Source organism: Bradyrhizobium sp. R2.2-H (genome assembly GCF_004346455.1).
In the GTDB taxonomy this organism is placed as follows: domain Bacteria; phylum Pseudomonadota; class Alphaproteobacteria; order Rhizobiales; family Xanthobacteraceae; genus Bradyrhizobium; species Bradyrhizobium diversitatis.
In genome coordinates, this window is the sequence record NZ_SMBR01000005.1 from 156,067 (window position 1) to 182,780 (window position 26,714).

The 26,714-nt window shown below is 66.0% G+C and carries 27 protein-coding genes and 1 pseudogene; 14 read left to right on the forward strand and 14 right to left on the reverse strand.

Features of this window, described 5'->3' with window-relative positions; all coding sequences use genetic code 11:
• The first annotated feature begins 20 nt into the window (after positions 1 to 20).
• From EDE08_RS14855 to EDE08_RS14870, 4 genes are all read left to right on the forward strand, one after another.
• Positions 21 to 1,682: a thiamine pyrophosphate-binding protein gene (locus tag EDE08_RS14855; RefSeq protein WP_131869562.1), complete on the forward strand. Its 1,662-nt coding sequence runs from the start codon at positions 21 to 23 to the stop codon at positions 1,680 to 1,682.
• A gap of 4 nt (positions 1,683 to 1,686) precedes the next feature.
• The gene (locus tag EDE08_RS14860) at positions 1,687 to 2,952 is read left to right on the forward strand and encodes an NAD(P)/FAD-dependent oxidoreductase (RefSeq protein WP_131869563.1); all 1,266 of its coding nucleotides are present in this window, start codon (positions 1,687 to 1,689) and stop codon (positions 2,950 to 2,952) included.
• 9 nt (positions 2,953 to 2,961) lie between these two features.
• Positions 2,962 to 3,705 carry an aspartate/glutamate racemase family protein gene (locus EDE08_RS14865; protein WP_131869564.1) on the forward strand — a complete coding sequence of 248 codons (744 nt, stop codon included), beginning with the start codon at positions 2,962 to 2,964 and terminating at the stop codon, positions 3,703 to 3,705.
• 140 nt (positions 3,706 to 3,845) lie between these two features.
• On the forward strand, positions 3,846 to 4,625 hold the full coding sequence (locus EDE08_RS14870) for an SDR family NAD(P)-dependent oxidoreductase (protein ID WP_131869565.1): 780 nt from the start codon (positions 3,846 to 3,848) through the stop codon (positions 4,623 to 4,625).
• A gap of 152 nt (positions 4,626 to 4,777) precedes the next feature.
• Here EDE08_RS14870 and EDE08_RS14875 read toward each other — a convergent pair whose 3' ends face one another.
• From EDE08_RS14875 to EDE08_RS14885, 3 genes are read right to left on the reverse strand one after another with little or no spacing between them, the layout of a single operon-like run.
• A complete protein-coding gene (locus EDE08_RS14875) occupies positions 4,778 to 5,572 on the reverse strand; it encodes an IclR family transcriptional regulator (RefSeq protein ID WP_131869566.1) in 795 nt (264 codons plus the stop codon).
• 19 nt (positions 5,573 to 5,591) lie between these two features.
• A complete protein-coding gene (locus tag EDE08_RS14880; protein WP_131869567.1) occupies positions 5,592 to 7,325 on the reverse strand; it encodes an FAD-dependent oxidoreductase in 1,734 nt (577 codons plus the stop codon).
• An 8-nt stretch (positions 7,326 to 7,333) separates the two neighbouring features.
• Entirely contained in the window at positions 7,334 to 8,548 is a 1,215-nt protein-coding gene (locus tag EDE08_RS14885; RefSeq protein ID WP_131869568.1) for an ABC transporter substrate-binding protein, read from the reverse strand.
• A 349-nt stretch (positions 8,549 to 8,897) separates the two neighbouring features.
• On the opposite strand from EDE08_RS14885, the gene EDE08_RS14895 reads away from it, so the two are divergent.
• The 5 genes from EDE08_RS14895 to EDE08_RS14915 all read left to right on the forward strand — a co-directional run bounded on the left by EDE08_RS14895 (position 8,898) and on the right by EDE08_RS14915 (position 13,132).
• Complete coding sequence (locus tag EDE08_RS14895; RefSeq protein WP_131869569.1) at positions 8,898 to 10,199, forward strand: MFS transporter; 1,302 nt, start codon at positions 8,898 to 8,900, stop codon at positions 10,197 to 10,199.
• A 211-nt stretch (positions 10,200 to 10,410) separates the two neighbouring features.
• Positions 10,411 to 10,872: an Hsp20 family protein gene (locus EDE08_RS14900; RefSeq protein ID WP_122401819.1), complete on the forward strand. Its 462-nt coding sequence runs from the start codon at positions 10,411 to 10,413 to the stop codon at positions 10,870 to 10,872.
• A gap of 76 nt (positions 10,873 to 10,948) precedes the next feature.
• Entirely contained in the window at positions 10,949 to 11,440 is a 492-nt protein-coding gene (locus EDE08_RS14905; RefSeq protein WP_131869570.1) for an Hsp20/alpha crystallin family protein, read from the forward strand.
• 87 nt (positions 11,441 to 11,527) lie between these two features.
• Positions 11,528 to 11,863 carry a hypothetical protein gene (locus EDE08_RS14910; RefSeq protein WP_131869571.1) on the forward strand — a complete coding sequence of 112 codons (336 nt, stop codon included), beginning with the start codon at positions 11,528 to 11,530 and terminating at the stop codon, positions 11,861 to 11,863.
• Between the two features lie 162 nt (positions 11,864 to 12,025).
• Positions 12,026 to 13,132 (forward strand): trypsin-like peptidase domain-containing protein, encoded by a 1,107-nt coding sequence (locus tag EDE08_RS14915; RefSeq protein WP_131869572.1) that lies wholly within the window; start codon positions 12,026 to 12,028, stop codon positions 13,130 to 13,132.
• 242 nt (positions 13,133 to 13,374) lie between these two features.
• Here EDE08_RS14915 and EDE08_RS38455 read toward each other — a convergent pair whose 3' ends face one another.
• Together EDE08_RS38455 and EDE08_RS14920 are read right to left on the reverse strand one after the other, a co-directional pair.
• Complete coding sequence (locus EDE08_RS38455) at positions 13,375 to 13,551, reverse strand: hypothetical protein (RefSeq protein ID WP_165935954.1); 177 nt, start codon at positions 13,549 to 13,551, stop codon at positions 13,375 to 13,377.
• A complete protein-coding gene (locus EDE08_RS14920; protein WP_502700601.1) occupies positions 13,548 to 13,769 on the reverse strand; it encodes a hypothetical protein in 222 nt (73 codons plus the stop codon). Before EDE08_RS14920 ends, EDE08_RS38455 begins: the two co-directional genes overlap by 4 nt.
• A gap of 257 nt (positions 13,770 to 14,026) precedes the next feature.
• On the opposite strand from EDE08_RS14920, the gene EDE08_RS14925 reads away from it, so the two are divergent.
• Positions 14,027 to 14,410: a hypothetical protein gene (locus EDE08_RS14925; RefSeq protein ID WP_165935953.1), complete on the forward strand. Its 384-nt coding sequence runs from the start codon at positions 14,027 to 14,029 to the stop codon at positions 14,408 to 14,410.
• A gap of 64 nt (positions 14,411 to 14,474) precedes the next feature.
• Here the strand turns inward: EDE08_RS14925 and EDE08_RS14930 are convergent, their stop codons facing one another.
• Both EDE08_RS14930 and EDE08_RS14935 read right to left on the reverse strand, forming a co-directional pair.
• Positions 14,475 to 15,326, reverse strand: a complete 852-nt coding sequence (locus tag EDE08_RS14930; protein WP_165935952.1) for an HpcH/HpaI aldolase/citrate lyase family protein — start codon at positions 15,324 to 15,326, stop codon at positions 14,475 to 14,477.
• Positions 15,326 to 15,781 (reverse strand): annotated as a pseudogene (locus EDE08_RS14935) (MaoC family dehydratase); the annotation flags it as partial. The gene EDE08_RS14930 and the pseudogene EDE08_RS14935, both read right to left, overlap by 1 nt.
• 224 nt (positions 15,782 to 16,005) lie before the next feature.
• Between EDE08_RS14935 and EDE08_RS14940 the strand changes: the two are divergent.
• Complete coding sequence (locus tag EDE08_RS14940; RefSeq protein WP_061877093.1) at positions 16,006 to 17,172, forward strand: acyl-CoA dehydrogenase family protein; 1,167 nt, start codon at positions 16,006 to 16,008, stop codon at positions 17,170 to 17,172.
• Positions 17,173 to 17,205: 33 nt separating this feature from the next.
• On the opposite strand, the gene EDE08_RS14945 is transcribed toward EDE08_RS14940, so the two are convergent.
• The 7 genes from EDE08_RS14945 to EDE08_RS14975 form a co-directional block, all read right to left on the reverse strand.
• A complete protein-coding gene (locus EDE08_RS14945; RefSeq protein WP_131869576.1) occupies positions 17,206 to 18,777 on the reverse strand; it encodes an AMP-binding protein in 1,572 nt (523 codons plus the stop codon).
• Positions 18,778 to 18,808: 31 nt separating this feature from the next.
• Positions 18,809 to 19,444, reverse strand: coding sequence for a uracil phosphoribosyltransferase (upp, locus tag EDE08_RS14950; RefSeq protein ID WP_131869577.1), 636 nt, complete (start codon positions 19,442 to 19,444; stop codon positions 18,809 to 18,811).
• A 177-nt stretch (positions 19,445 to 19,621) separates the two neighbouring features.
• Positions 19,622 to 19,807 (reverse strand): hypothetical protein, encoded by a 186-nt coding sequence (locus EDE08_RS14955; RefSeq protein WP_131869578.1) that lies wholly within the window; start codon positions 19,805 to 19,807, stop codon positions 19,622 to 19,624.
• A 212-nt stretch (positions 19,808 to 20,019) separates the two neighbouring features.
• Entirely contained in the window at positions 20,020 to 20,937 is a 918-nt protein-coding gene (gene dapA, locus EDE08_RS14960) for a 4-hydroxy-tetrahydrodipicolinate synthase (RefSeq protein WP_131869579.1), read from the reverse strand.
• Positions 20,938 to 20,952: 15 nt separating this feature from the next.
• Positions 20,953 to 21,207: a hypothetical protein gene (locus tag EDE08_RS14965; RefSeq protein ID WP_165935951.1), complete on the reverse strand. Its 255-nt coding sequence runs from the start codon at positions 21,205 to 21,207 to the stop codon at positions 20,953 to 20,955.
• Between the two features lie 139 nt (positions 21,208 to 21,346).
• Positions 21,347 to 21,625, reverse strand: a complete 279-nt coding sequence (locus EDE08_RS14970; RefSeq protein WP_165935950.1) for a hypothetical protein — start codon at positions 21,623 to 21,625, stop codon at positions 21,347 to 21,349.
• Between the two features lie 10 nt (positions 21,626 to 21,635).
• Positions 21,636 to 22,103 (reverse strand): hypothetical protein, encoded by a 468-nt coding sequence (locus EDE08_RS14975; protein WP_165935949.1) that lies wholly within the window; start codon positions 22,101 to 22,103, stop codon positions 21,636 to 21,638.
• Between the two features lie 481 nt (positions 22,104 to 22,584).
• Between EDE08_RS14975 and EDE08_RS14980 the strand changes: the two genes are divergently transcribed.
• From EDE08_RS14980 to kdpB, 3 genes are all read left to right on the forward strand, one after another.
• Positions 22,585 to 22,674: a K(+)-transporting ATPase subunit F gene (locus EDE08_RS14980; RefSeq protein ID WP_131869582.1), complete on the forward strand. Its 90-nt coding sequence runs from the start codon at positions 22,585 to 22,587 to the stop codon at positions 22,672 to 22,674.
• A gap of 112 nt (positions 22,675 to 22,786) precedes the next feature.
• Positions 22,787 to 24,490: a potassium-transporting ATPase subunit KdpA gene (gene kdpA, locus EDE08_RS14985; protein WP_131869583.1), complete on the forward strand. Its 1,704-nt coding sequence runs from the start codon at positions 22,787 to 22,789 to the stop codon at positions 24,488 to 24,490.
• Between the two features lie 24 nt (positions 24,491 to 24,514).
• Positions 24,515 to 26,632: a potassium-transporting ATPase subunit KdpB gene (gene kdpB, locus EDE08_RS14990; protein ID WP_131869584.1), complete on the forward strand. Its 2,118-nt coding sequence runs from the start codon at positions 24,515 to 24,517 to the stop codon at positions 26,630 to 26,632.
• The last annotated feature ends 82 nt before the right edge of the window (positions 26,633 to 26,714 follow it).

Here is a 26,714-nt window from a genome sequence, read left to right on the forward strand (position 1 = left end):
GAAGTCTCGAGGGAGCCGACATGACCATTCGCAACACCCGCACCGGGGGCCAGATCCTGATCGATCAGCTCGTCGCCCAAGGCGTCGAGCGCGTCACCTGCGTGCCGGGCGAGAGCTATCTGGCGGCGCTCGACGCACTGCATGACAGCCCGATCGACGTCATGATCTGCCGGGCCGAAGGCGGCGCGGCGATGATGGCGGAGGCCTATGGCAAGCTCACCGGGCGGCCTGGCGTCTGCTTCGTCACCCGCGGGCCCGGCGCGACCAATGCCAGCCACGGCGTCCACATCGCGATGCAGGATTCGACGCCGATGATCCTGTTCGTCGGCCAGGTCGACACCGGCATGCGCGATCGCGAGGCGTTCCAGGAGCTCGACTACAAGGCGGTGTTCGGCTCCATGGCGAAATGGGCGGTCGAGATCGATCGCCCTGATCGCATTCCGGAGCTGGTGGCGCGCGCCTTCCGCGTCGCCATGCAGGGCCGCCCTGGTCCCGTGGTGATCGCGCTGCCGGAGAACATGCTGACCGAGACCGCCGCCGTTGCCGATGCCATGCGCATCGAGCCCGCCGTGAGCTGGCCGGCACCTGCCGATATCGAACGCGTCGGTGCGATGCTTGCGAGCGCCAAGGCGCCGCTCGTCATTCTCGGCGGCTCGCGCTGGACCGAGGAGGCGACCAGAAGCATTGCGCGCTTTGCCGAGCGGTTCGACCTGCCGGTCGCGACCTCATTCCGCAGGGCCTCGCTGATCGATGCCGATCATTCACACTATGCCGGCGATCTCGGCATCGGGCCGAGCCCGGGCCTGAAGGCGCGCATCGAGGGTGCCGATGTCATTCTGCTGATTGGCGGCCGCATGTCGGAGATGCCGTCCTCGTCCTATACGCTGCTCGACATTCCGACCCCGCAACAGAAGCTGATCCATGTGCACCCGGGCTCCGAAGAGCTCGGCCGGGTCTATCAGCCGGCGCTTGCGATCCAGGCGACGCCGGCCGCATTCGCTGCCGCCGTCGAGACGCTGAAGCCGGCTAGCGCGGTGGCCTGGAAGGGCGAGGCTGCCAAGGCGCACGCCGATTATCTCGCCTGGACCGGGAAGGCGCGCGAGTTGCCGGGCTCGTTCCAGTACGGCCAGGTGATGACCTGGTTGCGCGACCGCCTGCCGAAGGACGCGATCGTTTGCAACGGCGCCGGCAACTATGCCGGCTGGATCCATCGCCATCACCGCTTCCACAGCTTTGCCGCCCAGCTGGCGCCGACCTCGGGCTCGATGGGCTATGGCGTGCCGGCGGGCGTGCTCGCCAAGCGGCAGTGTCCGGATCGCGTCGTCGTCGCCTTCGCCGGTGACGGCTGCTTCCTGATGAACGGCCAGGAATTCGCGACGGCAGTGCAGTATGACGCGCCGCTGATCGTGATCGTCATCGACAATTCGCAATACGGCACCATCCGCATGCACCAGGAGCGCGACTATCCCGGCCGCGTCGTCGGCACGCAGCTGAAGAATCCCGATTTCGCGATGTATGCGAAGGCGTTCGGCGGCCATGGCGAGCGCGTCGAACGCACCGAAGAGTTCGCTCCCGCCTTCGAGCGGGCGCTGGCCTCGGGCAAGCCGTCGATCCTCCACTGCATCATCGATCCGCGCGCGATCTCGGTCGGCAAGGATTTCGCGCCCGCTGTGAAGGCCTAAAGCGATGCTGGCCGGCCGCCACGTCGCCATCATCGGTGCCGGCGCGATCGGTGTGATCAGCGCGATCGAGGCGCTCCGCGAGGGCCATCGCGTCACGCTGATCGATCCAGGCGAGCCCGGCGGCGAACAGGCCGCGAGCTACGGCAATGCCGGCTGGCTGTCGTCGCATTCGGTGATCCCGCCAGCGGAGCCTGGCATCTGGAGGAAGGTGCCGGGCTATCTGATGGATCCGCTCGGGCCGCTCGCGATCCGCTGGTCTTACCTGCCGAAGGCGCTGCCCTGGCTGATCAAGTACCTGCTCTCGGGCTGGACTGAGTCGCGCGTCGAGAGGACGGCGTTTGCGCTACGCGACCTCCTGAAGGACGCGCCGTTGCTGCACCGGAAGCTCGCGGAAGAGGCCGGCGTGCCTGAACTGATCGAGCGCAACGGCGTGATGCACGTCTTCCCCTCGCGCGGCAATTTCGACAATGACCTCGGCTGGCGCCTGCGCAGGAAGGTCGGCGTCCAATGGCTCGAGCTCAACGCGGACGAGATGCGGCAGCGCGAGCCGGACCTGCATCCGCGCTACACCTTTGGCGTGGTGGTGGAGGAGGCCGGACGGTGCCGCGATCCCGGCGCCTACGTTGCGGCCCTTGCCCAGCACGCGTTCGCCAGCGGTGCGAAGCATGTGAGGGCCAAGGCAACCGGCCTCAAGCTCTCCGGCAACAAGCTCGTCGCCGTCATTACCGAGACCGGCGAGATTGCCTGCGATGCCGCGGTGATCGCCGCCGGCGCGCGATCCAGGCAGCTCACGGCATCGGTCGGCGATCCCCTGCCGCTGGAGACCGAGCGCGGCTATCACGTCGTGATCGAGAATCCGGAATCGGGCCCGCGCAGCTCGATGATGGCGTCCGACGCCAAGATGGTGGTGAACTGGACCAACAAAGGTCTACGCGCCGCCGGCACGGTGGAGATCGCCGGCTTGGAGGCCGCGCCGAACTGGAAACGCGCCGAGATCCTGCGCAACCATCTGCTCGGCATGTTCCCGAAATTGCCGAAGGACATCCCGGCCTCGCGCATCAAGACCTGGTTCGGCCATCGCCCGAGCATGCCGGACGGGCGTCCCTGTATCGGCTACGCGCGCGCCTCGCGCGACATCGTCTATGCCTTCGGCCACGGCCATGTCGGCCTGGTCGGTTCGGCCCGCACCGGCCGTCTTGTCGCCCAGCTTGTGAGCGGCAAGCAGCCTGAGATTCCACTCGCGCCGTTCGCGCCCGATCGTTTCCTCTGAGAGCGCATCATGACCGTCTCAGCCAGCCCGTCCTCCCGCATCGCCCGTGGTGGCAAGGCCATCTATGGCGCGCCGCTCGGCATCCTGATGCTGGAGGCGCGCTTCCCCCGGATTCCCGGCGACATGGGCAACGGCACGACCTGGCCGTTCCCCGTGCTCTATCGTGTGGTGGGCGGCGCCTCGCCGGAGAAAGTGGTGCTGAAAGGCGCCGCCGGCCTGCTGCCCGACTTCATCGACGCGGCCAAGGATCTGGTGCGGTTAGGCGCCGAGGCCATCACCACCAATTGCGGCTTCCTCTCGCTGTTCCAGAAAGAGATCGCGGCGGCCGTCGGCGTTCCCGTGGCGACCTCCTCGCTGATGCAGGTGCCGTGGGTGCAGGCGACCCTGCCGCCCGGCAAGCGCGTCGGCCTCGTCACGGTGTCGGGCTCGACCCTGACGCCGGCCCATCTCGAAGGCGCCGGCGTACCGCTCGACACGCCGCTGGTCGGCACCGAGAACGGCAAGGAGTTCTTCCGTGTCCTGATCAAGGCCGAGAAGGACGACATGGACGTCGCGCAAGCGGAGCGCGACGTGGTCGAGGCCGGCAAGGCGCTCGTCGCCAGGAATCCGGATGTCGGTGCCATCGTGCTCGAATGCACCAACATGCCGCCTTATGCCGCAGCGCTTCAGGCCGAAGTCGGGCTGCCGGTCTACGACATCTATTCCATGATCACCTGGTTTCACGCCGGACTGCGCCCGCGCGTCTTTACGTGAACGCGTCCGCGAGATCGTCACTAAAGCATGATCCGGAAAAGTGCGCAGCGGTTTTCCGAAAAGATCATGCTCAAACAATAACCCAAAGCGCGATGACGATTCGTCGTCATCTCATCGCGCTTTAGTCCAGGAGTGAACCCATGAAATTATCCGGCAAGGTCGCCGCCATCACCGGCGCAGCGCGCGGCATCGGCAAGGCCTGCGCGAAGAGATTTTTGGACGACGGCGTCAAGGTCGTCATCTCCGACGTCGATGCCGAGGGCTTGGCTGCCACGGCCGCCGAGCTGGGACGGCCGGATGCGCTGCGCACCATCGTCGGCAACGTCGCCAAGCGTGCTGATGTCGATCAGCTGGTCGCGACCGCGGTGAAGGAGTTCGGCCGGCTCGACATCATGGTCAACAATGCCGGCGTCGCCCGCAACCGGGACATCCTCGACATTACCGAAGAGGAATTCGACGAGATCATCGGCATCAATCTGAAAGGCGCGTTCTTCGGCGTGCAGGCGGCGGCGAGGCAAATGATCGCGCAGGGCGGTGGCGGGGTCATCATCAACATGTCCTCGGTGAATGCGCTGCTGGCGATCCCGGCGCTTGCGACCTACGCGATGTCGAAGGGCGGCATGAAGCAGCTCACCTCGGTCGCGGCCGTCGCGCTCGCTCCGCACAACATTCGTGTGGTGGCGGTTGGCCCCGGCACGATCCTGACCGACATGGTGAAGTCGTCGATCTATACGTCGGATGACGCCCGCAAGACCGTGATGTCACGCACGCCGGCCGGCCGTGGCGGCGAGCCGAGCGAGGTCGCGGCCGTCGTGGCGTTCCTGGCCAGCGACGATGCGTCCTACATCACCGGCCAGACGATCTATCCCGATGGCGGCCGGCTGGTCCTGAACTACACGGTGCCGGTGAAGGAGAAGTAGGGCGTTGTCGCCCCACACTCGGTGTCATCGCCCGCGAAGGCGGGCGATCCAGTACTCCGAGGCGGTCGTGGGTTGAATCGATGGGCCGCGGCGTACTGGATTCCCCGCTTTCGCGGGGAATGACAGTCGTCGTGAGGCGGGCAGCTCGCCCTTCACTCCGCCGCAACCGTCATCCCGTGGCCCAGCCGCTTCGAGATGCCCCCCGCGCAGTCGCGCAGTGCGTGCGCGATCGGGCTGTCCCAGCGCGCGTCGAACGTGCCTTCCGGCCCCATCGCTGTGATGACCAGCGCGACATGGCCGGAATGGTCGAACACGGGCGCCGAGAATGCGTTGACGCCGGGCAGGGGATCGCCGAGGGCGCGGGCAAGGCCGTGCTTGCGGACCTCGGCGAGGATCTCGGCGACCTTCGCGCCCTTCACCGCGCGCTTCGGATTGTAGCCGACGCCGCGACGATCGAGCCCGCTTTCGAGCGCGGCAGCGATCGTCTTCTCCGGCAGGAACGCCGCAAAGGCGCGGCCCGTCGCGGTCTCCAGCAGCGCCATCACCGAACCGGCCCGCATCACGATGTGGACGGGCTGGGCCGGCTCTTCGAGCTGCACCACGGTTGGACCGTGCGTGCCCCAGACGGCGAGCGAGACGGCATGCCCGATCTGGTTCGCGAGCGCCGCGATCCTGGGACGCGCGATGCGCACGCCCGAGAGCCGGCGCAGGCTGATCAGGCCGAGCTCGAGCGCCAGCGCGCCGATCTCGTAGCGGCCGGTGGTTTCGTCCTGCTCGATCAGGCCGATGCGGGAGAAGCTGGCGAGATAGGGATGCGCCTTCGCCGGCGTCATGCCGGCTTCGCGGGCGAGATCGCGCAGCATCATCGGCTCGCCGCATCTTGCGAGCGCGCGGAGCAATTCTCCACCGACCTCGATCGACTGGATGCCGCGGCTTTCTCTCTTCATGCGCCTCCTGGCGGGTGGCCTACGCTGCGTCGCGCCTGGCGGCGCTGTCGGCAAGATGCCGTCCGGCAATGTAACCGAAGGTCAGCGCCGGCCCAAGCGTGATGCCGGCGCCTGGATAATTGCCGCCCATGATGCTCGCCATGTCGTTGCCGGCGGCATAGAGGCCGGGAATCACGCGGCCCTCGGCGTCGAGCGCTCGCGCGTTCTCGTCGGTGACGACGCCGGCATAAGTGCCGAGATCGCCGATCACCATCTTGATGGCGTAGAACGGCCCGTTCTCGATCGGCGCGACGCAGGGGTTCGGGCCGTGCAGTGCATCGCCCTGGTAGCGGTTATAGGCCTTCGAGCCCTTGCCGAAGGCGGCATCGTGACCGAGTGGCGCGGTCGCATTGAACTGCCTGACCGTTTCGACGAAGGCCTTGGTATCGATCCCGGCCCTGGCCGCCAGCGCCTCCAGCGTGTCGCCGCGCATGAGATAGCCGGACTTCAGGTGATGGCCCAGCGGCATCGGGAAGGGCGGCACGCAGCCAAGGCCGTATTTGCGCAGCGTCTTGTGATCGCAGACGAGGAAGGCGGCGATCTCCTCGCCGGGCCTGGCCGCCTTGACCATGGCCTGGACGAAGTCGTGATAGGAATTGCCTTCATTGGCAAAGCGCCTGCCGTCGCCCATCACCGCGATCACGCCGGGCTTGGCGCGGTCGATGAAATGCGGCATCACGCCCTTCGAGCCGTCCTTGCGCGTGGTCAGCGACACCGGCACCCAGGCCGCCGCGTTCGGCAAGCGATTCTCGACATGGCCGCCGGCGGCCTCCGCAAGGCGTAGTCCATCCCCGGTATTGCCGGTCGGCCCCGGCGAATAGTGCTCATGGCCGGTCGGCGCGTGCGGGAACATTGTCTTGCGTCGCTCCACGTCATGCGGGAAGCCGCCGCAGGCGAGCACGACACCCCGGCGAGCGCGAACGCGCACCTCACGTCCCTCGCGCGACACGATGGCGCCGGTGACAGTGCCGTTCTCGACCGTCAGCTCACGCACCGGCGAGGACAGCCACATCGGAATCTTGAGGTCGAGCGCGGATTTGGCGAGGCGTCCCGCCAGCGCGTTGCCGTTCGTGAGCGTCATGCCGCGGCCGTAGCGCAGCACGTCCATCAGGTGCCGCGACAGGCGCTTGGCGACGTAGACCGCGGAGGTCAGCGACTTCGTCACCCGCATGAAATGGATGATCTCCTTGCCGGAGCCAAGCATCATGCCGAACACGGTCAGCTCGGGCAGCGGCATGCCGAGCGATTTGATGAGGTCGCCGAGCTCACGGCCGTCGAACGGCCGCGTCACCATGGAGCGGCCGCCCTGCGCGCCGCCGGGCGCCTCCGCGTGATAGTCCGGAAACACCAGCGGCATGTCGAAGCGCAACGCGGTCCTGGTCGTGAAGAAATCGACCGCTTCGGGGCCGGCGCTCAGGAAGGCATCGACGCGCGCGGCGTCGTAATTGTTGCCGGCCTCGTGGCGCAAATATGTGCGGGCCTGTTCCGGCGTCTCCTCGATGCCGTAGGCCTTCGCCAGCGACGTCCCGGGAATCCAGAGCCAGCCGCCGGAGCGCGCGGTGGTGCCGCCGAAGCGCGGCTCCTTCTCGACGATCAGCACATCGAGGCCTCGGGAGCGTGCGGTGATCGCGGCCGACATGCCGGAGCAGCCCGATCCGGCCACGAGCACATCGCACTCGTAAGTCTCAATGGCGCCATGCTCGTTGCCGGTCATGTCTCACCTCATTTCTTCAGGAGCGGACATTTGGATTCGGAGACGGGGCGGAAGGCGTCCTCGCCCTTCACGGTCTTGACGATATCCAGATAGTCCCACGGTTCCTTCGATTGCTCGGGCGTCTTCACCTTGGCGAGATACATGTCGCGGATGACGCGGCCGTCCTCGCGCAATTTGCCGCCGTGAACGAAGATATCCTCGATCGGCAGCTCGCGCATCTTGGCCATCACCTTGGCGGACTCGTCGGTGCCGGCAGCCTTGATGGCCTTCAGATAGTGCAGCACCGACCCGTAGACGCCGGTCTGGATCATGGTCGGCATCACCTTGGTGCGCTCGTAGAACTTCTTCGACCAGGCTCGCGTGGCCTCGTCCATGTTCCAGTAGGAAGCCGTGGTCATGTAGGTGCCCTGCGCGGCCTTCAGGCCGATGGCGTGCACGTCGGTGTCGAACATCAGGAGGCCGACCAGCTTCTGGCCGCCTTGGACGAGGCCGAACTCGCCGGACTGCTTGATGGCGTTGTCGGTGTCCTGGCCGGCATTGGCGAAGGCGACCACGTCGGATTTCGAGCTCTGCGCCTGGAGTGCGAAGGAGGAGAAGTCGGCGGTGTTGGTCGGATGCTTGACGCCGCCGAGCACCTTGCCGCCCATCTCGTTGATGAAGCGGGTTGCGTCCTTCTCGAGCTGCTGGCCGAAGGCGTAGTCAGCGGTGATGAAGTACCAGGACTTGCCGCCTTCCTTGATGACGGCGGAGGCCGTCACCTTCGACAGCGCGTAGGTGTCATAGGTGAAGTGCACGGTGTTCGGGCTGCACAGCTCGTCGGTCAGCGAGCTCGCGCCGGGACCGGACAGCAGGGCGATCTTGCCCCGCTCACGCACCATGTTGTGCACGGCGATCGCGATGCCGGAATTGGGAATGTCGACCACGGCGTCGACCTTGCCGTTGTCGAACCAGCCGCGCACGATCTGCACGCCGACGTCGGTCTTCATCTGATGGTCGGCGCTGATGACCTCGATCGGCTTGCCGAGCACGGTCGGCCCGAACTCCTCCACCGCCATCTTCGCGGCTTCCACCGAGCCCGGCCCGCTGTTGTCGCGGCCCCAGCTCGACAGATCCGTCAGCACGCCGATCCGCACTGCGTCGTCCGAGATTTGCGCGGTGGCGGCCGTGGTCATCGCCGCGGAAGTCATGGCCGCGAGCATCGTGCAGGCCAAGAGCCCTCTCATCGTCGTTTCCTCTCTTATTGGCCGCTTGGCGCGGCGGGTTTGTTGTGGAGGTAAATTAGATAATAGCGAATAAGTTTGTCAATGGCGAATAGTATTGGCGTGGCGAGTTCCGTTATTGCGGCATGCAAACCTCTCGTGTCCCGGACGCGCTGCAGCGCTCTTGCGCTGCTGCGCAGAGCCGGGACCCATGCCGCACGGACGGCTTGAGGAAGATGGGCCCCGGCTCTGCGGCGCACCGCCGAAGAGGCGCTGCGCAGCGTCCGGGGCACGAGAGCGATGAAGTGCCCGGGCAGGTTGCAACCCTCACCCCAACTATTCATGATGCTCATGGAATCTTTTGGGGCAGGGCATGACGACAGCAACGGGGATTTCCGCTTCCGCGGAGAAATCGACGACGGCGCATGTGGTGTGGGCGAGCGCGCTCGGCACCGCCATCGAGTGGTACGATTTCCTGATCTACGGCACGGCGGCAGCGCTAGTCTTCAACAAGCTGTTCTTTCCGAGCTTCGATCCCTTCGTCGGCACGCTGGCGGCGTTCTCGACCTATGCGGTCGGCTTCGTGGCGCGGCCGATCGGCGGCGCCATCATCGGGCACTACGGAGACCGGCTCGGCCGCAAGACCATGCTGGTCGCGACCATGATCGCGATGGGACTCGGCACCTTCCTGATCGGCTGCCTGCCGACCTATAGCCAGATCGGCCTCTGGGCCCCGGTCCTGCTCGTGATCCTCCGTTTCGTTCAGGGCATCGGGCTCGGGGGCGAGTGGAGCGGCGCGGTGGTGATGGTGATCGAGCACGCCGGCAATCGCCGCGGCTTCTACGGCAGCCTGGTGCAGATCGGCTTTCCCGTCGGGGTCGCCGCCTCCACGGGCATCTTCGCTCTGATGACGAAGCTGCCCGAGGCGGACTTCCTCAGCTGGGGCTGGCGCGTGCCGTTCCTGATCAGCATTCTACTCGTCGGCGTCGGCTTCATCGTGCGTCTCAAGCTCGCGGAGACGCCTCACTTCAAGGAGATCGTCGAACGCAAGGAGGTGCTGGCGCAGCCGGCCCTCGAGGTGCTGCGCCGCGACTGGCGCAGCTTTCTGCTCGCGATCGGCATCACGGTGTCGGAGGTCGGGCTCGCTTATCTCCTCACCGTCTTCACCGTGGTTTATGCCACGACTAGGCTCGGCCTGCCGCGGCAGGTGATCCTGGATGCGGTGGTCTATGCCGCCATCGTCGAGTTCGCGACGCTGCCGCTGGCCGGCTGGCTGTCCGACATCTTCGGACGCAAGGCGCTGTATCTCGCCGGCGGCGTCTTCTCGGTGGCGCTGGCCTTTCCGCTGTTCTGGTTTCTCGACAGCAGGGAGCCGGCGCTGATCACGCTCGCGCTGGTCGTCACGATGACGCTGACCCATGCGCTGCTGTTCGGGCCGAAGGCCGCGTTCATGCCGGAGCTGTTCCGCACCCAGGTGCGCTACAGCGGTGCTTCGCTCGGCGCCAACGTCGCGGCAGCGCTGAGCGGCGGCTTCTCGCCGCTGATCGCGGCCGGGCTGCTGGCATGGGCCGGCTCGTACTGGGCGGTGTCGGTCTATATTATAGCACTGTCGATCGTCACGATCCTGGCAACGCTGCTGGCGCCGGAGACGGCGCGGGGCCCGCTGAGATCCTGAAGGTCAGCCCCGCCAGGGGGTGCGCCCGAAATTTTTCTCCGCCCCCTCTTGAAAGCGGTCTCGGATTTTCTAAGTCGTTTTTCGCCGCGAGAGCGGTGTGCCGGATGCCAGAATCGGGTCCGGCACGGGCGCCGGGCTGGTCGTTTCGGACCTGTCTGAATACCCGCCTTGCGCTCCTTCGTATCCATCTTGCTCTCAGGAGGACTTGGTTATGAGGACCAGTTTCGACTTCGCGCCGCTGTGGCGCTCCACCATCGGCTTCGACCACCTGGCCGACCTCGTCGACAGCACGCTGCGCCAGGCGACCGAGGACAACTATCCCCCCTACAACATCGAGCGTTCCGGCGAAGACCATTACCGGATCAGTCTCGCGGTGGCAGGCTTCGGCGCCAGCGACATCACCGTGACGGCCGAGCAGAACGCGCTCACCATCGAGGGCAAGAAGCCCGAGACCGCCGCGCGCGAATATCTGTACCAGGGCATCGCCGCGCGACCGTTCCGGCGCGTGTTCAATCTCGCCGACTACGTCCAGGTCAAGCAGGCCTCGTTCCAGGACGGGCTCCTGATCATCGACCTCGTCCGCGAGGTTCCGGAAGCCATGAAGCCGCGCCGGATTCCGATCGCCGGCGGCGCTCCTGCGGCATCGCAGATCGAGCAGAAGAAAGCAGCCTAGACGCTCGATCGATCGAATGGCGGAACGCGGCGCGCGGATGCGCGGGCCGCGCTCCCGATGCATGAAGGAGAGAACCATGGCGTTTCGTGATCTCATTCCCTGGTCGAGAAACCAGGAGCTTGCGTCGGCGCGCGACAATTTCGATCCGTTCCTGACGCTTCACCGCGAGATGAACCGTCTGTTCGACGACGTCTTCCGCGGCTTCGGCGGGACCGGCCTGTCGCCGCTGATGGAAGGCCGCTTCGGCTGGCCGAAGGTCGAGCTCAGCGAGACCGACAGGACGCTGACCGTCTCGGCCGAGCTTCCCGGCCTCACCGAGAAGGACGTCCAGGTCGAGATCGCCAATGGCGTCCTGACCGTCCGCGGCGAGAAGAAGGCGGAGCGCGACGGCGAAGGCAGGTTCTTCACCGAGCGCTACTACGGCGCCTTCGAGCGGCAGATCCCGCTGGAGGGCGTCGAGGAGGACAAGGCCGAGGCGTCGTTCAAGAACGGCGTCCTGACCGTGTCGCTGCCGAAATCGGAGAAGGCGCGCGAAGGCGTCAAGCGCATCGCGATCAACACGCATTGATGTCAAGCGGGACGGCGGCGGTTGGCGCCGCCGTCCCATCGTCAAAAAAATCGTCCCCCCGGAAAGGAGCATGAGGGAGGCACACCGATGACCAACGTGAATACCAATCCCGGCGGTCTCAATCCGCTGTTTCATCCTGCGGCCCACTACGAGTCGCCTGCCGACGTTCTGAATGCGCCGGAGCTCTCTTCACCCGAGAAGCGCATCATCCTGTCGTCCTGGGCATCCGACATGTACGCGGTCGAATCCTGTCCCGCCCTGCGCGAGATTCCCGGCATGAGCCACACGGTCCGGCTCGCCGATATTCTGGCCGCCTTGCGCAAGCTCGACGGCGACAACGACAATGACGACCCGCCGCGGGGCGGCGGCGTGCCGATGCGGCTGCGGCGGCCCTGGGCCGCCGCTGAAAGGCGAGCGGCATGATGTTCACGCCCGCCGTACTCGGGCTCGTGCTGCTCGGCCAGTCCGCGGCTGCCTGGGCCGTTCCGTTTCTGGCCCTGCAGGGCTGGATCGTCGCGTCAGGCGACGAAGGCTGAAGCACCAAGGTTCCAACTATCCTCACAACACAAGCGGCAGGTGACGATGATGAGTGCTATGCGTCTGCTCTTGCTGGCCTTGCTGGTGCTGACGCTCACGGCGTCGCAGCCTGCCGCCGGCCAGATTCCGGATCTGAAGACCGGCGGCCCGGTGCCGACCCTGGCGCCGCTGGTGCGCCAGGTGACGCCCGCCGTGGTCAACATTTCCGTGCACGGCCGCGTGCGCGAGGACAACCCGCTCTACCGCGATCCGCTCTTCCGCGAATTCTTCGACGTCCCGAGGCAAATCGAGAAGGAGGTCAATGCGACCGGCTCCGGGGTCATCGTCGACGCCCAGCGCGGCTACGTGCTTACCAACAATCACGTCGTCGAGGGCACCTCCGCCGTTCAGATCACGACGAAGGACGGCCGCCAGTTCTCCGCCAGGGTCATCGGCCGCGACCCGCCGACGGATGTCGCGGTGCTCCAGGTCCAGAACCCGGCCGGGCTCAAGGCGCTTCCCTTCGGCGACAGCGACGGGCTCGAGGTCGGTGATTTCGTCCTTGCGATCGGCAATCCCTTCGGCCTCGGCCAGACCGTGACGTCAGGGCTCGTCAGCGCGCTGGGCCGCACCGGCCTCGGCAAGCAGGGCTATGAGGATTTCATCCAGACCGATGCGGCGATCAATCCCGGCAATTCCGGCGGGGCGCTGGTCAGCCTGCGGGGCGAACTCGTCGGCATCAACTCTGCGATCATCTCACCCGCGGGCGGCAATGTCGGCATCGGCTTTGCCATTCCGGTCAACATGGCGCGCAAGGTGATGGAGCAGATCGTCGCCAACGGCCGCGTCGAGCGCGGCCGCATCGGCGTTTCGCTGAAAGATCTGCATCCGTCGGTCAACAAGGGATTGAACCAGGGCGCGGTCGTCGCCGAGATCGCGGCGGATTCGCCCGCGGAGAAGGCGGGCCTGCGCAAGGGTGATATCGTCACCGGAGCCGACGACCGCCCGATACGCACCGCCGCCCAGCTCCGCAACACGATCGGCCTTGCGCGCATCGGCGAGGACGTGAAGCTCACTCTGCTGCGCAAGGGTGCGCCGCTCACCGCCACGGTGAGAGTGGCGCCGGCGACTGAGCCCAGCACCGCGCTCGCAGGCCCCAATCGCCTCGTTCGCTGAAACGAATGCGGGGACGAACCGCGGAAGCGGTTCGTCCCCCTGCGACGGCAGGGCCATCGCATATGAGATGTCGCTATGGGTACTGGCTGTCTCCACAGCGTCATGGCCGGGCTTGTCCCGGCCATCCACGCCTTTCCACGCGGCAAAAAGAACGTGGATGCCCGGGACAAGCCCGGGCATGACGACCTCTGCAAAATCCAAATGCGATTGCCCTGGGATGACGGGCCGCGTGATCTCCCAGCTCAGGCGGCGCGGTGATCCCGTCCGCCTTGCAGGTCCCGGATCAGCCGCCGCTCGCGTTCGATGCGTTGGCGGTAGAGCTCGCGCTCATGCTCGGTCCTGGTGCTTGCAAGAAGCAGCTCGTAATGGCCGATGACCTTCTCGCTGCCTCGAATGAGCAGATCTCGCTGGCTGTTCATTGCGCCATCCCCGTCGCATTGGCCGGCGCTCCGGAAGCGCGGAAGCTGACAGGGAAGGTCGCCGCGGTCAGGCCATCGAGCGCCGATTGCTCTTCCGCGAGGCGCCTCTCGACGAAATGGCGCTCCAGCTCCGACAGCCTGGTCTTCAGCAGACGCCGGTAGCGGTGGATGTTGTTGCGGTGCGCACGAATGCGGGCCAGATTCTCATCGAGCATCATCGTCTCTCCAGACGGTCGCGTTAATTCCTTTGATGTCGAGGGTGAGAAAGTCTCTTCTCGGCGAAAAAAATAGGCGGTGGGTGAACGCTGTCAAGATGTCGGCGCGCCTGTCCTTGTTGCTGGGGTCCTGAAGATCGATGCTCGGCCAAGGGCCCGGGCGGCTAGGTTCCGCCAGCGATTGCCTCTTGTTGGCCAGCAAGCGAACCTCGTGCGGCCATATTTGAACAGGAGTGATCTCCCGCGAGGGAGGCGCTCCGATGACCAAAGCACTGATCACTGCTGTCGCAATGCTGGCCTGCGTGCCCGCGAGCGCTTTCGCGCAGGAGCGCGCGGGCGATGCGGCGCTCGGCGCGGTGTCGGGCGCGGTCGTGCTGGGCCCGGTCGGCGCGGTCGCCGGAGCCTTGATCGGCTACACGGCCGGACCCTCGATCGCCCGCTCCTGGGGCCTGAGAGGTTCGCAGTCGGCACGGCATCGGCAGCCGCCGCGTCGCGCCGCCGCCACCGGCGGCACGCCGCGCACGCGCGAGGCGATGGCAGCCAACGGTCAGATGCGAGCTGCCGGCAATCCGGCCCCACCGGTTCAAGCCGCGTCTGCCGTGCCAGCCCCAACCTCGGCGCCGCCCGTTCAGGGCTTCGACTGAGGCCGGGACCTCAAGTCGAAGCTTCGGGCGCAGCCGATCGAGCTGGCGAGGCTTGCATCCCGGTCTAGGGTTGGCCGAGGATCTTCCTCGCGGCGCGAAGGTGCGGCTTGTCGATCATCTGGCCGTCGAGTCGCAGCGTGCCGGAATCGGGATTGCTCGCGAACGCCGCGATCACCTTCTCTGCCCATTTGCGCTCGGTGTCCGTCGGCTCGAAGGCCGCGTTGACGATGTCGACGTGCTTGGGATGGATCAGCGCCTTGGCCGAAAAGCCGTCGCGCCGCGCCGCGCGCGTCTCGGCTTCGAGGCCCGCGAGGTTGTCGATGTCGGTGTAGACCGTGTCGATCGGCGCGACCTCGGCCGCCGCCGCGGCCATCAGGCAGAGATCGCGGGCGAGGCGATAGGGGCTGTGGAAGACGCCGCCGCTCGCTTTCTCGGTCGCGCCGAGCGAGACGGAAAGATCCTCCGCGCCCCACATCAGGCCGGCAAGGCGAGGGGAGCAGCCCTTGTAGCTGCCGAGCCCGAAGATCGAGCCGGCGGTCTCCGTCGCGACGCAGACGATACGGGTCGTGCCGATCACGATGCCGGCTGCTGCTTCCAGGGCTTCGAGCCAGGTCGCGACCTGCCGCACGTCGTCGCCACCTTGCGATTTCGGCAGCACGATGCCGTCCGGCCTGCCCGGCATCACCGCGGCGAGATCGGCCAGCGTCATGCCGGTGTCGAGCGCGTTGACCCGGACGTAGAGCTGATGTGGCTTGCTGCGGCCTTTCAGCATCGCAAGCGTCAGCCCGCGCGCCTCCGCTTTCTTCTCGGTGACGACGGAGTCCTCGAGATCGATGATCAGCGCGTCGGCCTTGCCTTCGCTCGCCTTCTCGAATTTGCGCGGGGAATCGCCCGGCACGAACAGCATCGAACGCATCAGACCGGCCTCTTGTGCATCATCGCCATGCGGCGGCATTTGCCGACGATCTCGTCGTTCTGGTTCAAGGCCTGGTGCTCGAACTCGACGATGCCGGCCTTGGGCCGCGATTTGGAGTCCCGCACCGAGAGCACCTTTGTCGTGGCCCGCAACGTGTCGCCATGGAAGACCGGCTTGGGAAAGGTGACGTCGGTCATGCCGAGATTGGCGACGGTGGTCCCCATGGTCGTATCATAGACCGTCATGCCGATCATGATGCCGAGGGTGTAAAGGCTGTTGAAAATGCGCTGGCCGAACTCGGTCTTCTCGGCGAAATGCGCGTCGATGTGGAGGGGCTGCGGGTTGAGCGTCAGCAGGCTGAACATGGTGTTGTCCATCTCCGTGACGGTCCGGGTCAAAGGATGCCTGAACTCCTGGCCCACGGAAAAGTCTTCGAAATAAAGTCCGGCCATCGCGGTTTCCTCCCTGCGAAATTACGGCGCGCGCATACCTTCGCGCCGCATGACGCTATGCATGGTAGACACAGTTGATCGCCAATTTCACGTATCTGTACCCGGTTTTTCAAGCTAAAGAACCCAGGCGAGGCGTCAGGGCGCAGCAAGCGGCCACGGCCTTTGCGTGGGGAACGCGAAAGAAGGGAGATGGCGCGGTCGCGGCTCCCAAGAAGGAGATCACGGACATGGATTTCGCGCTCACCGATCAGCAGGAAGCCATTCGCGACGCCGTCGCCAAGATCTGCGAGGGCTTTCCCGACGCATACTGGCTGAAGAAGGATCACGACGGCGGCTTCCCGCACGACTTCCACAAGGCGCTGGCGGACGCCGGCTGGCTTGGTATCTGCGTGCCGGAAGAATATGGCGGCTCCGGGCTCGGCATCACCGAAGCCGCGGTCATGATGCGCACCATCGCGGAGTCCGGCGCCGGCATGTCCGGCGCCTCCGCGGTCCACATCAACGTGTTCGGCCTCAATCCCGTCGTCGTGTTCGGCACCGAGGAGCAGCGCAGGCGCATGCTGCCGCCGATGGTCGAGGGCCGCGAGAAGGCGTGCTTTGCCGTGACCGAGCCCAACACCGGTCTCAACACCACGCAGCTCAAGACCCGTGCGGTCGCCAAGAACGACCGCTACATCGTCAACGGCCAGAAGGTATGGATCTCGACCGCGCAGGTCGCGCACAAGATCCTGCTGCTGGCGCGCACCACGCCGCTGGAGGAGGTGCGCTCGCCCACCCATGGCCTCAGCCTGTTCTATACCGATTTCGACCGCAACAGGATCAAGGTCCACGAGATCGAGAAGATGGGCCGCAAGATCGTCGACTCCAACGAGCTGTTCTTCGAGGACTTTGAAATTCCGATGGAGGACCGGATCGGCGAAGAGGGCAAGGGCTTCGAGTACATCCTCGAAGGCATGAACCCCGAGCGCATCCTGATTGCCGCGGAGGCGGTCGGCCTCGGCAAGCTCGCGCTGTCGCGCGCCACCGAATACGCCAAGACCCGCGTCGTGTTCAATCGCCCGATCGGCAAGAACCAGGGCATCCAGCATCCGCTCGCAGTGAACTGGGTCGAGCTCGAGGCCGCCTGGCTGATGGTGATGTCGGCGGCCTGGCAGTACGACAAGGGCATGCCGTGCGGCGCCGCGGCCAATGCCGCGAAATATCTCGCCGGCGAAGCGGGCTTCTCGGCCTGCGAGCAGGCGGTGATGACCCATGGCGGCTTCGGCTACGCCAAGGAATTCCACGTCGAGCGCTACCTGCGCGAAGTGCTGATCCCGCGCATCGCGCCGGTCAGCCCGCAGCTCGCGCTCAGCTTCATCGCGGAAAAGGTGCTGGGGCTCGCGAAGTCGTACTGAACGAGTCTTTTTGGCGCAAACCAGATAGGCGGCCTATTCGGCAGCGATCCGCTCCATCGCCATGGCACGGAGCCTGGCGCGCTGGATCTTGACGCCGTTGGCGCTGTCGGTGACGGGGAAAGCGTCCACGACATAGATCCGCGCCGGCACCTTGTAGCCGGCGAGCCGCTCGCGCAGACGCGCCGTGAGCGCCTCCTGCTGCGGCGGCTCCCCTGCCGGGATCACGAAGGCGACGCAGCGCGCCTGGCCCTTCAGATCAACAGCAACCACCTGGGCGTCGGCCACGCCGGTGCACGATTTGAGCTCGTCCTCGATCTCGCCCGGCCCGACCAGGAAGCCGCCGAGCCGCATCGCATCGCCGGCGCGCGTCTCGTAGACGAAGGAGCCATCGCCGCGCAGCCGGCCGATGTCGCCGGTGCGGAAGAACCCGTCGGCGGTGATCGCCTCGCGCGTCGCCTCGGGATTGTTGAAATAGCCGAGGAAGCGTGACGGCGCGGTGATCTCGATCTCTCCGGAGACGCCCTGGCCCGCAAGCTCGCCGGTCTCGGTGTCGCGCACGCGCACCTTCGCATCAAGCGACATCGGCCAGCCGCCGCCCTCGATGCGGTCGGCGAAGACATCACCGGGGCGGGCGATCGAGAACAGGGCCTGCACCTCGCTCGAGCCGTAGAGGCCGAACAACGGCATGCCGCGCGTCTCGGCCTCCGCGGCGAGCTCCCGCCAGCCGGGTTGGAACGCGGCGAAGCCGCAGACCTCGAGATTTGGAAATGGGCGTGGCGCATCGGTGAGGGCGAGAATGCGGCGGAACATCTCGTCCGAGCCGAAGGAGTGCGTGATCCCGTGCGCGCCAAGGATCTTCAGGGCCGGCGCCGCCTCGAAGGCGTCGAGTACATGGATAGTGGCGCCGGCTGCGATGAAACCGAGCAGGCTGGTCATGCCGAAGGTGCCGCAGAACGGCAGCATGGCCAGCAACGAGTGACGCTGGTGATCGAGCCGGAGCGCGTGGGCGACGGAGGCGGCGTGCGTCGCCAGCGTCCGCTGCGAATGCGCGACGAGTTTTGGGCCTTTGGTGGTGCCCGACGTGGTGTACAGCAGCACGGGCAGGTCGACATCGTCTTGAGCCGGCGGGGCAGGCGGATAGGACTTGTCGAAGGCATCGAACCGCACACAGGGCCAGTGCGCCGGGATCGCATCCGCGCCGACCACGGCAAGCCTTTGCAGCGCGGGCACCTCGGCCTTGGCGATATCGGCGAGGATGGCGGCAAAGTCGATCGAGCGGAATGCGGCCTCGACCACCATCAGCCTGGCACCGGACACCTTGAGCAGGTGCGCGACTTCCGCGCCGCGGTAGCGCGTATTGACGGCGGCGACGACCGCGCCGAGCCGTGCGGCGGCGAACAGCAGTGCCAGCCACTCGATCCGGTTGACCAGCCAGACCGCAACGACGTCGCCCTTGCCGATGCCTTGGGCCGCAAGCCAGACGGCGGTCTGCTCGACCTTCGTCGAGAATTCCGCGCGAGAGACGGGTCTACCGTCGAATACCAGGGTAGGATCGGCGGTCTCGATCCGGATCAGCGATTGCAGCGAAAAATCGTTGGCGCTCATGGCAATCGGAGTAACCCGATCGCCAAGCTGTCTACTTGGTGCCGAACATCCGGTCGCCGGCATCGCCCAGGCCCGGCACGATGTAGCCGTGGTCGTTGAGCCGCTCGTCGATCGCGGCGGTCCAGATCGGCACGTCGCCATGCTCGCTCTGAAACTGGGCGATGCCCTCGGGCGCGGCCAGAAGACAGACGAAACGGATGTCGCGGGCGCCGCGCGCCTTGAGCAGGGAGGCGCCGGCGCAGGCCGAGTTGCCGGTCGCCAGCATCGGGTCCATCAGGATCACGGTGCGGTCGGACAGGTCCTGCGGCGCCTTGAAGTAATATTCCACGGCCTGCAGCGTCTCGGGGTCGCGGTAGAGCCCGATATGGGCGATGCGCGCCGAAGGCATCAGGGCGAGCATGCCGTCGAGGAAGCCGACGCCGGCGCGCAAAATCGGCGCCAGCGTGAGCTTCTTGCCGGCGATCTTGGGCGCCCGCATCGGCGCGATCGGCGTCTCGATCTCGACAAGCTCCAGCGGCAGGTCGCGCGTCACCTCGTAGCAGAGCAGCATCCCGATCTCGTTCAGGATCTCGCGAAAACTCTTGGTCGAGCGGTCCTTCTCCCGCATCAGGGAGAGCTTGTGCTGGACCAGGGGGTGGGCGACGACGTTGACGTTGCCAGTGTTCATGAAACCGCTCTACACCGTTCCATGAAATTGCGCCAGATCGGGCAGGTACTTTTAGGCAACGCCTTTTTCGCGAGACAGCCGGCTTCAACTGGGCCTCGCGACCGCGCTGCGGGAGGGCGATCGCGGCCATGGCGGCCTCCTCACGGATCTGTAAGGTCATGATCTCTGCCGCGCCGGTCAGGCGGGGAGGTGCCAGATATGGATTGCGGTTCTCAGCGCGATCAGCGCGGTGAGCACGCTGCCCATCGAGAGCAGGCCGAGCGCCTGGAGCGCGATGCGCGAGAGCTGCGCCTTGCGTGCGTGGGAGATGCGCACCGGGTGTTCAGCCAGAGGCCGGTCAAGGTCATGTGTCAGGATCGACATGGTGGAAGTCCTCGTTACTGGTGCGGCAAGACGGCCGCGCCGATCTGCCGCTTAGGATGTCGATCGCCGCGTAGGATTGCGAGATGAGCGCCGGCGTTCCCGCATAGGAATGTCATAGGGATGCCGATCCTCGCGCCCGCGTCTGCCAGACGTGGAGGTGCCTTCGAGATACGTCACGGAAATCGAGAGAACGAAATGGAACGTCCCGCCAGTCAGACTCCGACGCTGTCGATCAATTCCTCGTCGGCGATCGCAGCGAATGCGCGCACCACGCCTCTCTGCGCGGCTGCGTCCAGCGGCACGATCGGAAGCCTGGTCGCGGCGGACATCAGGCCAAGGAGGTTGAGACCGTATTTGAGCGCGGCCGGACTTTCCCTGGACAGGCAGGCGATCAGCGGGATCAGGCGCTTGTGCAGATAACGGGCGGATTGCAGCCGGCCCTGCCTGACGTGCGAGAAGATCGTGCGACAGAGATCCGGCGCGATGTTGGCGACTTCCGAGATCGCGCCGTCGCCGCCGTCCGCGATGAAGCCGAATGCGGTGGTGTCGTCGCCGGAGAGAAAGCGAAAACCTTCCGGCAAGTTGCGTGACAGCCGCATCGGACGGGTGATGTCGCCGCTCCCGTCGCGCAGAGCGACGAACTGACGGGATTCGAGCAGACGCAGAAGCGTCTCGTCGGCAAGCGGGCGCAGCGTGCGGGAGGGAATGTCGTGCAGGATCACGGGCAGTCCGATCGCGCCGGCGACCGCCCGGAAGTGTGCCAGCATGCCCTCCTGCATCGGCTTGTTGTAGGCGGGCACGACCGACATCACGGCATCGGCGCCGGCCGCCTCCGCGCGCCGCGCAAGTTCGATGGCGTGGCTGGTTGCGTTGGAAACCGCGCCTGCGATGACCCGCACGCGGCCGCGGGAGACGTCGACCGCGGTGCGGATGACGAGCTCCTGCTCGGCCGGCGAGAGCGTCGGCGCTTCTCCCGCCGTCTCGCAGACCACGATGGCCGGCACGCCGGCCGCGACCTGTCGCTCGCACAGTGTGGCGAACGCCTCGAGATCGATTGCATCTGCTGCGTCGAACGGGGTCGGCAGGTCGGGGATGAATCCGGTGAACCAGGCGGCGGGAGGGACCAGCATGATTTTTCCCGTTGCTCAGGCGGCGCGCTGCGCGACGGTGCTGTTTGGGCGCTTGCCCATGTCGAGCTCGATCTCGCGCGGCAGCTCGACGATGGTTTCGGGATGCTGTCCGTTCTCGAACAGCGCATATTTGATCGCCTGGGCGCGGCTGACGAACAGGCCGCCATAGAGGCCGTTCTGTTCCTGGGCGACCCATTGTCCCCGGCGATTCCTGCCGATGAAGACGACGGTCGAAGGCGAGCTGCACGAGGGAGGTTCGACGAGTTTCACGGGTTTGATCCTTCTGAACGACGCCGGCTTCGGACGCAGGTCCTTGCCGGCGTGCTCAATATCCTCAGTCGCGAATATGATTTCGAGGGCGGGCGAGGCGCGATCTCATAGGAAGATCATAAAGCCGGAACTGTGCGGTTCAGGCCGGATCGATGACGACGTGGACCAGCGCGAACAGCGCGCCGAACGCGACAGCCTCGTCCCAATGATTGAGCGCAGCTCCGAACAGCGGCTCCCGCCTGACGAGGCTGGCGAGCGCGCACAGGACGATCGACATCCAGAGCAGGACGGCGAGGCTCCGGCCGAAGCCGACGCTGCCGAATGCGGCAAAGCCCATGAGCAGGGCGAGGCGGACGACGAAGCGCGCGATCACGCGCGCCGGGCTCAGCGTGCGCGGCATGTCCGGAGCTTGCGACATGGCGTCGGGTCTAGCCGTAGTGATCGCAGGCGACCGGCTCGCAAAGCGGATCCGGCAAAGGGCGGACGGAAGGAACGCTCGGCCGCGACACATCCGTCGCCAGCGCCCGCACCTCGAGGAACGCCGACAGCAGGGCGAGCGCGAGGTACGCATGGCGCGCCTCGACCGCTGCATCCAGCCAGTCCGGCAGTTCGCGCTCGCGCGACAGTGCGCAATGCCACTCGCCATCATCATAGGCGATGCGGCGGACCTGCCACATCGGCAGCTCCAGCTCCATGAGGACCAGCGCCGCGTCCGCCCATGCCTCGGCGTCGATCAGGCGTGTGAGGTGTTCGGTGCGGCCGCTCTGGCCGAGCGAGGGGATGCGCCGGCAGGCCGTTTCCATGATCTCGATCATCAACGGTCGCGTCATCGCCTGCGCGTTGCGCAGGCGGTTGCCGAGTGATGGTGGATCGTAGCGGCGGAGAGCAGCGATCATGTCAGGCCTCCTGGAGTTGGCGTCGGTCAGTCGGCCGGCCTCTCCAAGATGGCTGGAACAGCATTTGAAAACGAGATGACGAGGGGGCGGCAGATATAGGGATCTCATAAAAGGTGCGGGGCGTGGCCACACTCCGCTCGCCAGGGAAGGCCGAGAGGGCAGCCGATCAGTTGGCGTGTGACCGCGCGTGGAGAGGGTGGCTTTTATGAGATTCCTATAACTTCGCCATAGCCCTCATCTCGAAAACCTATGTCGCCGGTGGCACTTCAGAGCGGTGAAAGTTCCGGACGGGCGCCTTGGGACAAGTGCCGTGGTTGATCCATGGCAAGCCCGCCGGAATCAGAGACATGGTTGCGTCAAAGACAGAGCGCAACGAGGAGTACTTCCATGATGGACATTCTCATGCTGGCGCTGGCCTTCGGCCTCTTCGCGCTCGCCATCGGTTACACCTACGCCTGCGAACGTCTGTGAGGGAGCGACCATGATCTTCGATTATGCGCTCGCCGGCGCCGTCTCGTTCGGCATCCTGCTTTACCTCACCTACGCGCTGCTGCGTCCCGAGCGGTTCTAGTCCATGCTGCTGCTCGTCGAATTGCTGCTGGCCGAGGCCGCGCTCGTCGCCGGCCTGCTCGCGCTCCTCCTGCCGCTGTTGCGCCGGACCCAAAGCCTGAAGGGTTGATACAATGACCGTGATCGGTTGGTTCCAGATCATTCTTTACTGCGCCATCATCGTCGCGCTGACCAAGCCACTCGGCTGGTATATGACGCGCGTGTTCAACGGTGAGCGCACGTTCCTGTCGCCCGTCCTGCGCCCGATCGAGGCCGGCATCTACTGGATCTCCGGCGTCGACGAGAAGCGCGAGCAGCACTGGCTGACCTACACGGTCGCGATGCTGCTGTTCCATGTCGGCGGCTTCCTCATCATCTACGGCCTGATGCGGCTGCAGGCCGTGCTGCCGTTCAACCCGGCCGGGCAATCCGCGGTCGCCGAGGATCTGTCCTTCAACACCGCGATCTCCTTCATCACCAACACCAACTGGCAGAACTACGGCGGCGAGAGCACGCTGTCCTATCTGACCCAGATGGTCGGCCTCACGCACCAGAATTTCCTGTCGGCGGCGACCGGCATCGTGCTCGCGGTCGCGCTGATCCGCGGCTTTGCCCGCGCCTCGATGCGCACCGTCGGCAACTTCTGGGTCGATGTCACTCGCTGCACGCTGTACATCCTGCTGCCGATCTGCATCGTCTACACGTTGTTCCTGGTCTGGCAGGGCATGCCGCAGACGCTCGGGGCCTATGTCGAGGCGACCACGCTCGAAGGTGCCAAGCAGACCATCGCGGTCGGCCCGGTCGCCTCGCAGGTCGCGATCAAGATGCTCGGCACCAATGGCGGCGGCTTCTTCAACGCCAATGCGTCGCACCCCTTCGAGAACCCGACCGCGCTGTCGAACTTCGTGCAGATGCTGTCGATCTTCGCGCTCGGCGCGGCGCTCACCAATGTGTTCGGCCGCATGGTCGGCAACCAGCGCCAGGGTTGGGCGATTCTCGCCGTGATGGGCGTGCTGTTCGTCGCCGGCGTTGGCATTTGCTATTGGGCGGAAGCCAACGGCACCGCGACCATGCATGCGCTCGGCCTGTCCGGCGGCAACATGGAAGGCAAGGAAGTGCGCTTCGGCATCGTCGCGTCCTCGCTGTTCGCCGTGATCACCACCGCCGCGTCCTGCGGTGCCGTCAACGCGATGCATGACAGCTTCACCGCGCTCGGCGGCATGATCCCGCTGATCAATATCCAGCTCGGCGAGATCATCGTCGGCGGCGTCGGCGCCGGCATGTACGGCATGCTGCTGTTCGTCATCCTCGCGATCTTCGTCGCAGGCCTCATGGTCGGCCGCACGCCGGAATATGTCGGCAAGAAGATCGAGGCGCGGGAGGTCAAGATGGCGATGCTCGCGATCCTGATCCTGCCGCTGATGATCCTGGGTTGGTCGGCCGTCGCGGTCGTGCTGCCGACGGGCGTTGCCTCGATGGCGAATGCCGGTCCGCACGGCTTCTCGGAAGTGCTCTATGCCTATTCCTCGCAGACCGGAAACAACGGTTCGGCCTTCGCGGGTCTGACCGGGAACACCCTGTTCTATAACCTGACGGGCGCATCCGCGATGTTCGTCGGCCGCTTCCTCATGATCGTGCCGGCGATGGCGATCGCGGGTTCGCTCGCGGAGAAGAAGTCGATCCCGCCGTCGATGGGCACGTTCCCGACCACCGGAGGCCTGTTCGTCGGTCTCGTCGTCGGCGTCATCCTGATCATGGGCGGCCTGACGTTCTTCCCGGCGCTCGCGCTCGGCTCCATCGTCGAGCACCTCGCGATGAACGCCGGCAACCTGTTCTGATCCAGCTCTTTCGGAGTGACCTCCATGGAACCCGTCCATAAACCCAACAAGCGCATGCCGGTCTCGGCGATGCTGGATCCAGGGATCGTGATGCCGGCGATCGGCGCGGCTTTCGCCAAGCTCGATCCGCGCGCCATGATCAAGAACCCGGTCATGTTCGTGGTCGAGATCGTTGCTGCGCTCACCACCGTGATCTTCCTGCGCGATCTCCTGACTGGCGGGGAAAATCTCGGATTCACCTTCCAGATCATCCTCTGGCTGTGGTTCACCGTGCTGTTCGCCAACCTCGCCGAAGCGGTGGCCGAGGGCCGAGGCAAGGCGCAGGCCGAGACGCTGCGCAAGACTCGTACCGAGAGCCAGGCCAAGCTCCTGAGCGGCGCAGGCCGCGACTACAAGCTCGTATCAGGCACGAGCCTGAAGGTCGGCGATCTCGTGCTGGTCGAGGCGGGCGACACGATCCCCTCGGACGGCGAAGTGATCGAAGGCGTCGCCTCCGTCAACGAGGCCGCCATCACCGGCGAGTCGGCGCCCGTGATCCGCGAATCCGGCGGCGACCGGTCGGCGGTGACAGGCGGCACGCAGGTGCTGTCGGACTGGATCCGCGTTCGCATCACGGCAGCCCAGGGGTCGACCTTCATCGACCGCATGATCAAGCTGGTCGAGGGCGCGGAGCGGGCGAAGACGCCGAACGAGATCGCGCTCAACATTCTGCTCGCCGGCCTCACCATCATCTTCGTGTTCGCCACCGTGACGATCCCGAGCTACGCCGCCTATGCCGGCGGCTCGATCTCGGTGATCGTGCTGGTGGCGCTGTTCGTGACGCTGATCCCGACCACCATCGGCGCGCTCTTGTCGGCCATCGGCATCGCCGGCATGGACCGCCTGGTGCGCTTCAACGTGCTGGCGATGTCCGGCCGCGCGGTCGAAGCCGCCGGCGACGTCGACACGCTGCTGCTCGACAAGACCGGCACCATCACGCTCGGCAACCGGCAGGCGACCGCGTTCCGTCCGGTGCGCGGCGTCACCGAGCAGGAGTTGGCCGACGCCGCCCAGCTCTCCTCGCTGGCGGACGAGACGCCGGAAGGCCGCTCCATCGTCGTGCTGGCGAAGGAGAAGTACGGCATCCGCGGCCGCGACATGGCGGAGCTCGGGGCCACCTTCATCCCGTTCACGGCGCAGACCCGCATGAGCGGCGTCGATGCCGGCGGCTCGTCGGTACGCAAGGGTGCGGTCGACGCCATGCTGAACCATGTCGGCGGCGGCGCTCCGACCGCGGTCGCTTCCGGCAACATTGCGCGGGCGATGCAGCCCGCAGCGCTGTCCGAGCTCGGCCGCGAGATCCAGGCCATCGCCGATGACGTGTCGAAGTCCGGCGGCACGCCGCTGGCCGTCGCCAGGGATGGCAAGCTGCTCGGGATCGTCCAGCTCAAGGACATCGTCAAGGGCGGCATTCGCGAGCGCTTCGCCGAGCTGCGTCGCATGGGCATCCGCACCATCATGATCACCGGCGACAATCCGATGACGGCCGCCGCCATCGCGGCCGAGGCCGGCGTCGACGACTTCCTGGCGCAGGCAACTCCCGAGGACAAGCTCAAGCTGATCCGCGACGAGCAGGCCAAGGGCAAGCTGGTCGCCATGTGCGGCGACGGCACCAACGACGCGCCGGCGCTCGCGCAGGCCGACGTCGGCGTCGCCATGAACACCGGCACCCAGGCCGCCCGCGAGGCCGGCAACATGGTTGACCTCGACTCCAACCCGACCAAGCTGATCGAGGTGGTCGAGATCGGCAAGCAGCTGTTGATGACGCGCGGCGCGCTGACGACGTTCTCGATCGCCAACGACGTCGCCAAGTATTTCGCAATCATCCCGGCGATGTTCCTGGCGTTCTACCCCCAGCTCAGCGTGCTCAACGTCATGAATCTGTCGAGTCCGCAGAGCGCCATCCTGTCGGCGATCATCTTCAACGCGCTGATCATCATTGGCTTGATCCCGCTCGCGCTGAAGGGCGTCGCCTATCGCGCCGTCGGTGCCGGCGCGCTGCTGCGACGCAACCTGTTGATCTACGGGCTCGGCGGCATCGTCATCCCCTTCATCGGCATCAAGGCGATCGACCTCGTGGTGACCGCCTTGCACTTGGCTTGACATGTCAATGCGAGCAACGAGGCATCCGGAGGGCCAATTCCTCATCCTGAGGAGCGCGGAACGCGCGTCTCGAAGGATGAAG

Bases quoted from the DNA above. Each gene is read 5' to 3' on its own strand.
- kdpB (WP_131869584.1), top strand. From the start codon at position 24,515: ATGGAACCCGTCCATAAACCCAACAAGCGCATGCCGGTCTCGGCGATG.
- EDE08_RS14920 (WP_502700601.1), bottom strand. From the start codon at position 13,769: ATGATGCTCGATGAGAATCTGGCCCGCATTCGTGCGCACCGCAACAAC.
- EDE08_RS14970 (WP_165935950.1), bottom strand. From the start codon at position 21,625: ATGTCGCAAGCTCCGGACATGCCGCGCACGCTGAGCCCGGCGCGCGTG.
- EDE08_RS38455 (WP_165935954.1), bottom strand. From the start codon at position 13,551: ATGAACAGCCAGCGAGATCTGCTCATTCGAGGCAGCGAGAAGGTCATC.
- EDE08_RS14865 (WP_131869564.1), top strand. From the start codon at position 2,962: ATGACCGTCTCAGCCAGCCCGTCCTCCCGCATCGCCCGTGGTGGCAAG.
- EDE08_RS14870 (WP_131869565.1), top strand. From the start codon at position 3,846: ATGAAATTATCCGGCAAGGTCGCCGCCATCACCGGCGCAGCGCGCGGC.
- EDE08_RS14910 (WP_131869571.1), top strand. From the start codon at position 11,528: ATGACCAACGTGAATACCAATCCCGGCGGTCTCAATCCGCTGTTTCAT.
- EDE08_RS14975 (WP_165935949.1), bottom strand. From the start codon at position 22,103: ATGATCGCTGCTCTCCGCCGCTACGATCCACCATCACTCGGCAACCGC.
- EDE08_RS14885 (WP_131869568.1), bottom strand. From the start codon at position 8,548: ATGAGAGGGCTCTTGGCCTGCACGATGCTCGCGGCCATGACTTCCGCG.
- EDE08_RS14855 (WP_131869562.1), top strand. From the start codon at position 21: ATGACCATTCGCAACACCCGCACCGGGGGCCAGATCCTGATCGATCAG.
- EDE08_RS14880 (WP_131869567.1), bottom strand. From the start codon at position 7,325: ATGACCGGCAACGAGCATGGCGCCATTGAGACTTACGAGTGCGATGTG.
- EDE08_RS14905 (WP_131869570.1), top strand. From the start codon at position 10,949: ATGGCGTTTCGTGATCTCATTCCCTGGTCGAGAAACCAGGAGCTTGCG.
- EDE08_RS14860 (WP_131869563.1), top strand. From the start codon at position 1,687: ATGCTGGCCGGCCGCCACGTCGCCATCATCGGTGCCGGCGCGATCGGT.
- EDE08_RS14925 (WP_165935953.1), top strand. From the start codon at position 14,027: ATGACCAAAGCACTGATCACTGCTGTCGCAATGCTGGCCTGCGTGCCC.
- EDE08_RS14900 (WP_122401819.1), top strand. From the start codon at position 10,411: ATGAGGACCAGTTTCGACTTCGCGCCGCTGTGGCGCTCCACCATCGGC.
- kdpA (WP_131869583.1), top strand. From the start codon at position 22,787: ATGACCGTGATCGGTTGGTTCCAGATCATTCTTTACTGCGCCATCATC.
- EDE08_RS14980 (WP_131869582.1), top strand. From the start codon at position 22,585: ATGATCTTCGATTATGCGCTCGCCGGCGCCGTCTCGTTCGGCATCCTG.
- EDE08_RS14875 (WP_131869566.1), bottom strand. From the start codon at position 5,572: ATGAAGAGAGAAAGCCGCGGCATCCAGTCGATCGAGGTCGGTGGAGAA.
- EDE08_RS14955 (WP_131869578.1), bottom strand. From the start codon at position 19,807: ATGTCGATCCTGACACATGACCTTGACCGGCCTCTGGCTGAACACCCG.
- upp (WP_131869577.1), bottom strand. From the start codon at position 19,444: ATGAACACTGGCAACGTCAACGTCGTCGCCCACCCCCTGGTCCAGCAC.
- EDE08_RS14930 (WP_165935952.1), bottom strand. From the start codon at position 15,326: ATGCGTTCGATGCTGTTCGTGCCGGGCGATTCCCCGCGCAAATTCGAG.
- EDE08_RS14895 (WP_131869569.1), top strand. From the start codon at position 8,898: ATGACGACAGCAACGGGGATTTCCGCTTCCGCGGAGAAATCGACGACG.
- dapA (WP_131869579.1), bottom strand. From the start codon at position 20,937: ATGCTGGTCCCTCCCGCCGCCTGGTTCACCGGATTCATCCCCGACCTG.
- EDE08_RS14915 (WP_131869572.1), top strand. From the start codon at position 12,026: ATGAGTGCTATGCGTCTGCTCTTGCTGGCCTTGCTGGTGCTGACGCTC.
- EDE08_RS14940 (WP_061877093.1), top strand. From the start codon at position 16,006: ATGGATTTCGCGCTCACCGATCAGCAGGAAGCCATTCGCGACGCCGTC.
- EDE08_RS14945 (WP_131869576.1), bottom strand. From the start codon at position 18,777: ATGAGCGCCAACGATTTTTCGCTGCAATCGCTGATCCGGATCGAGACC.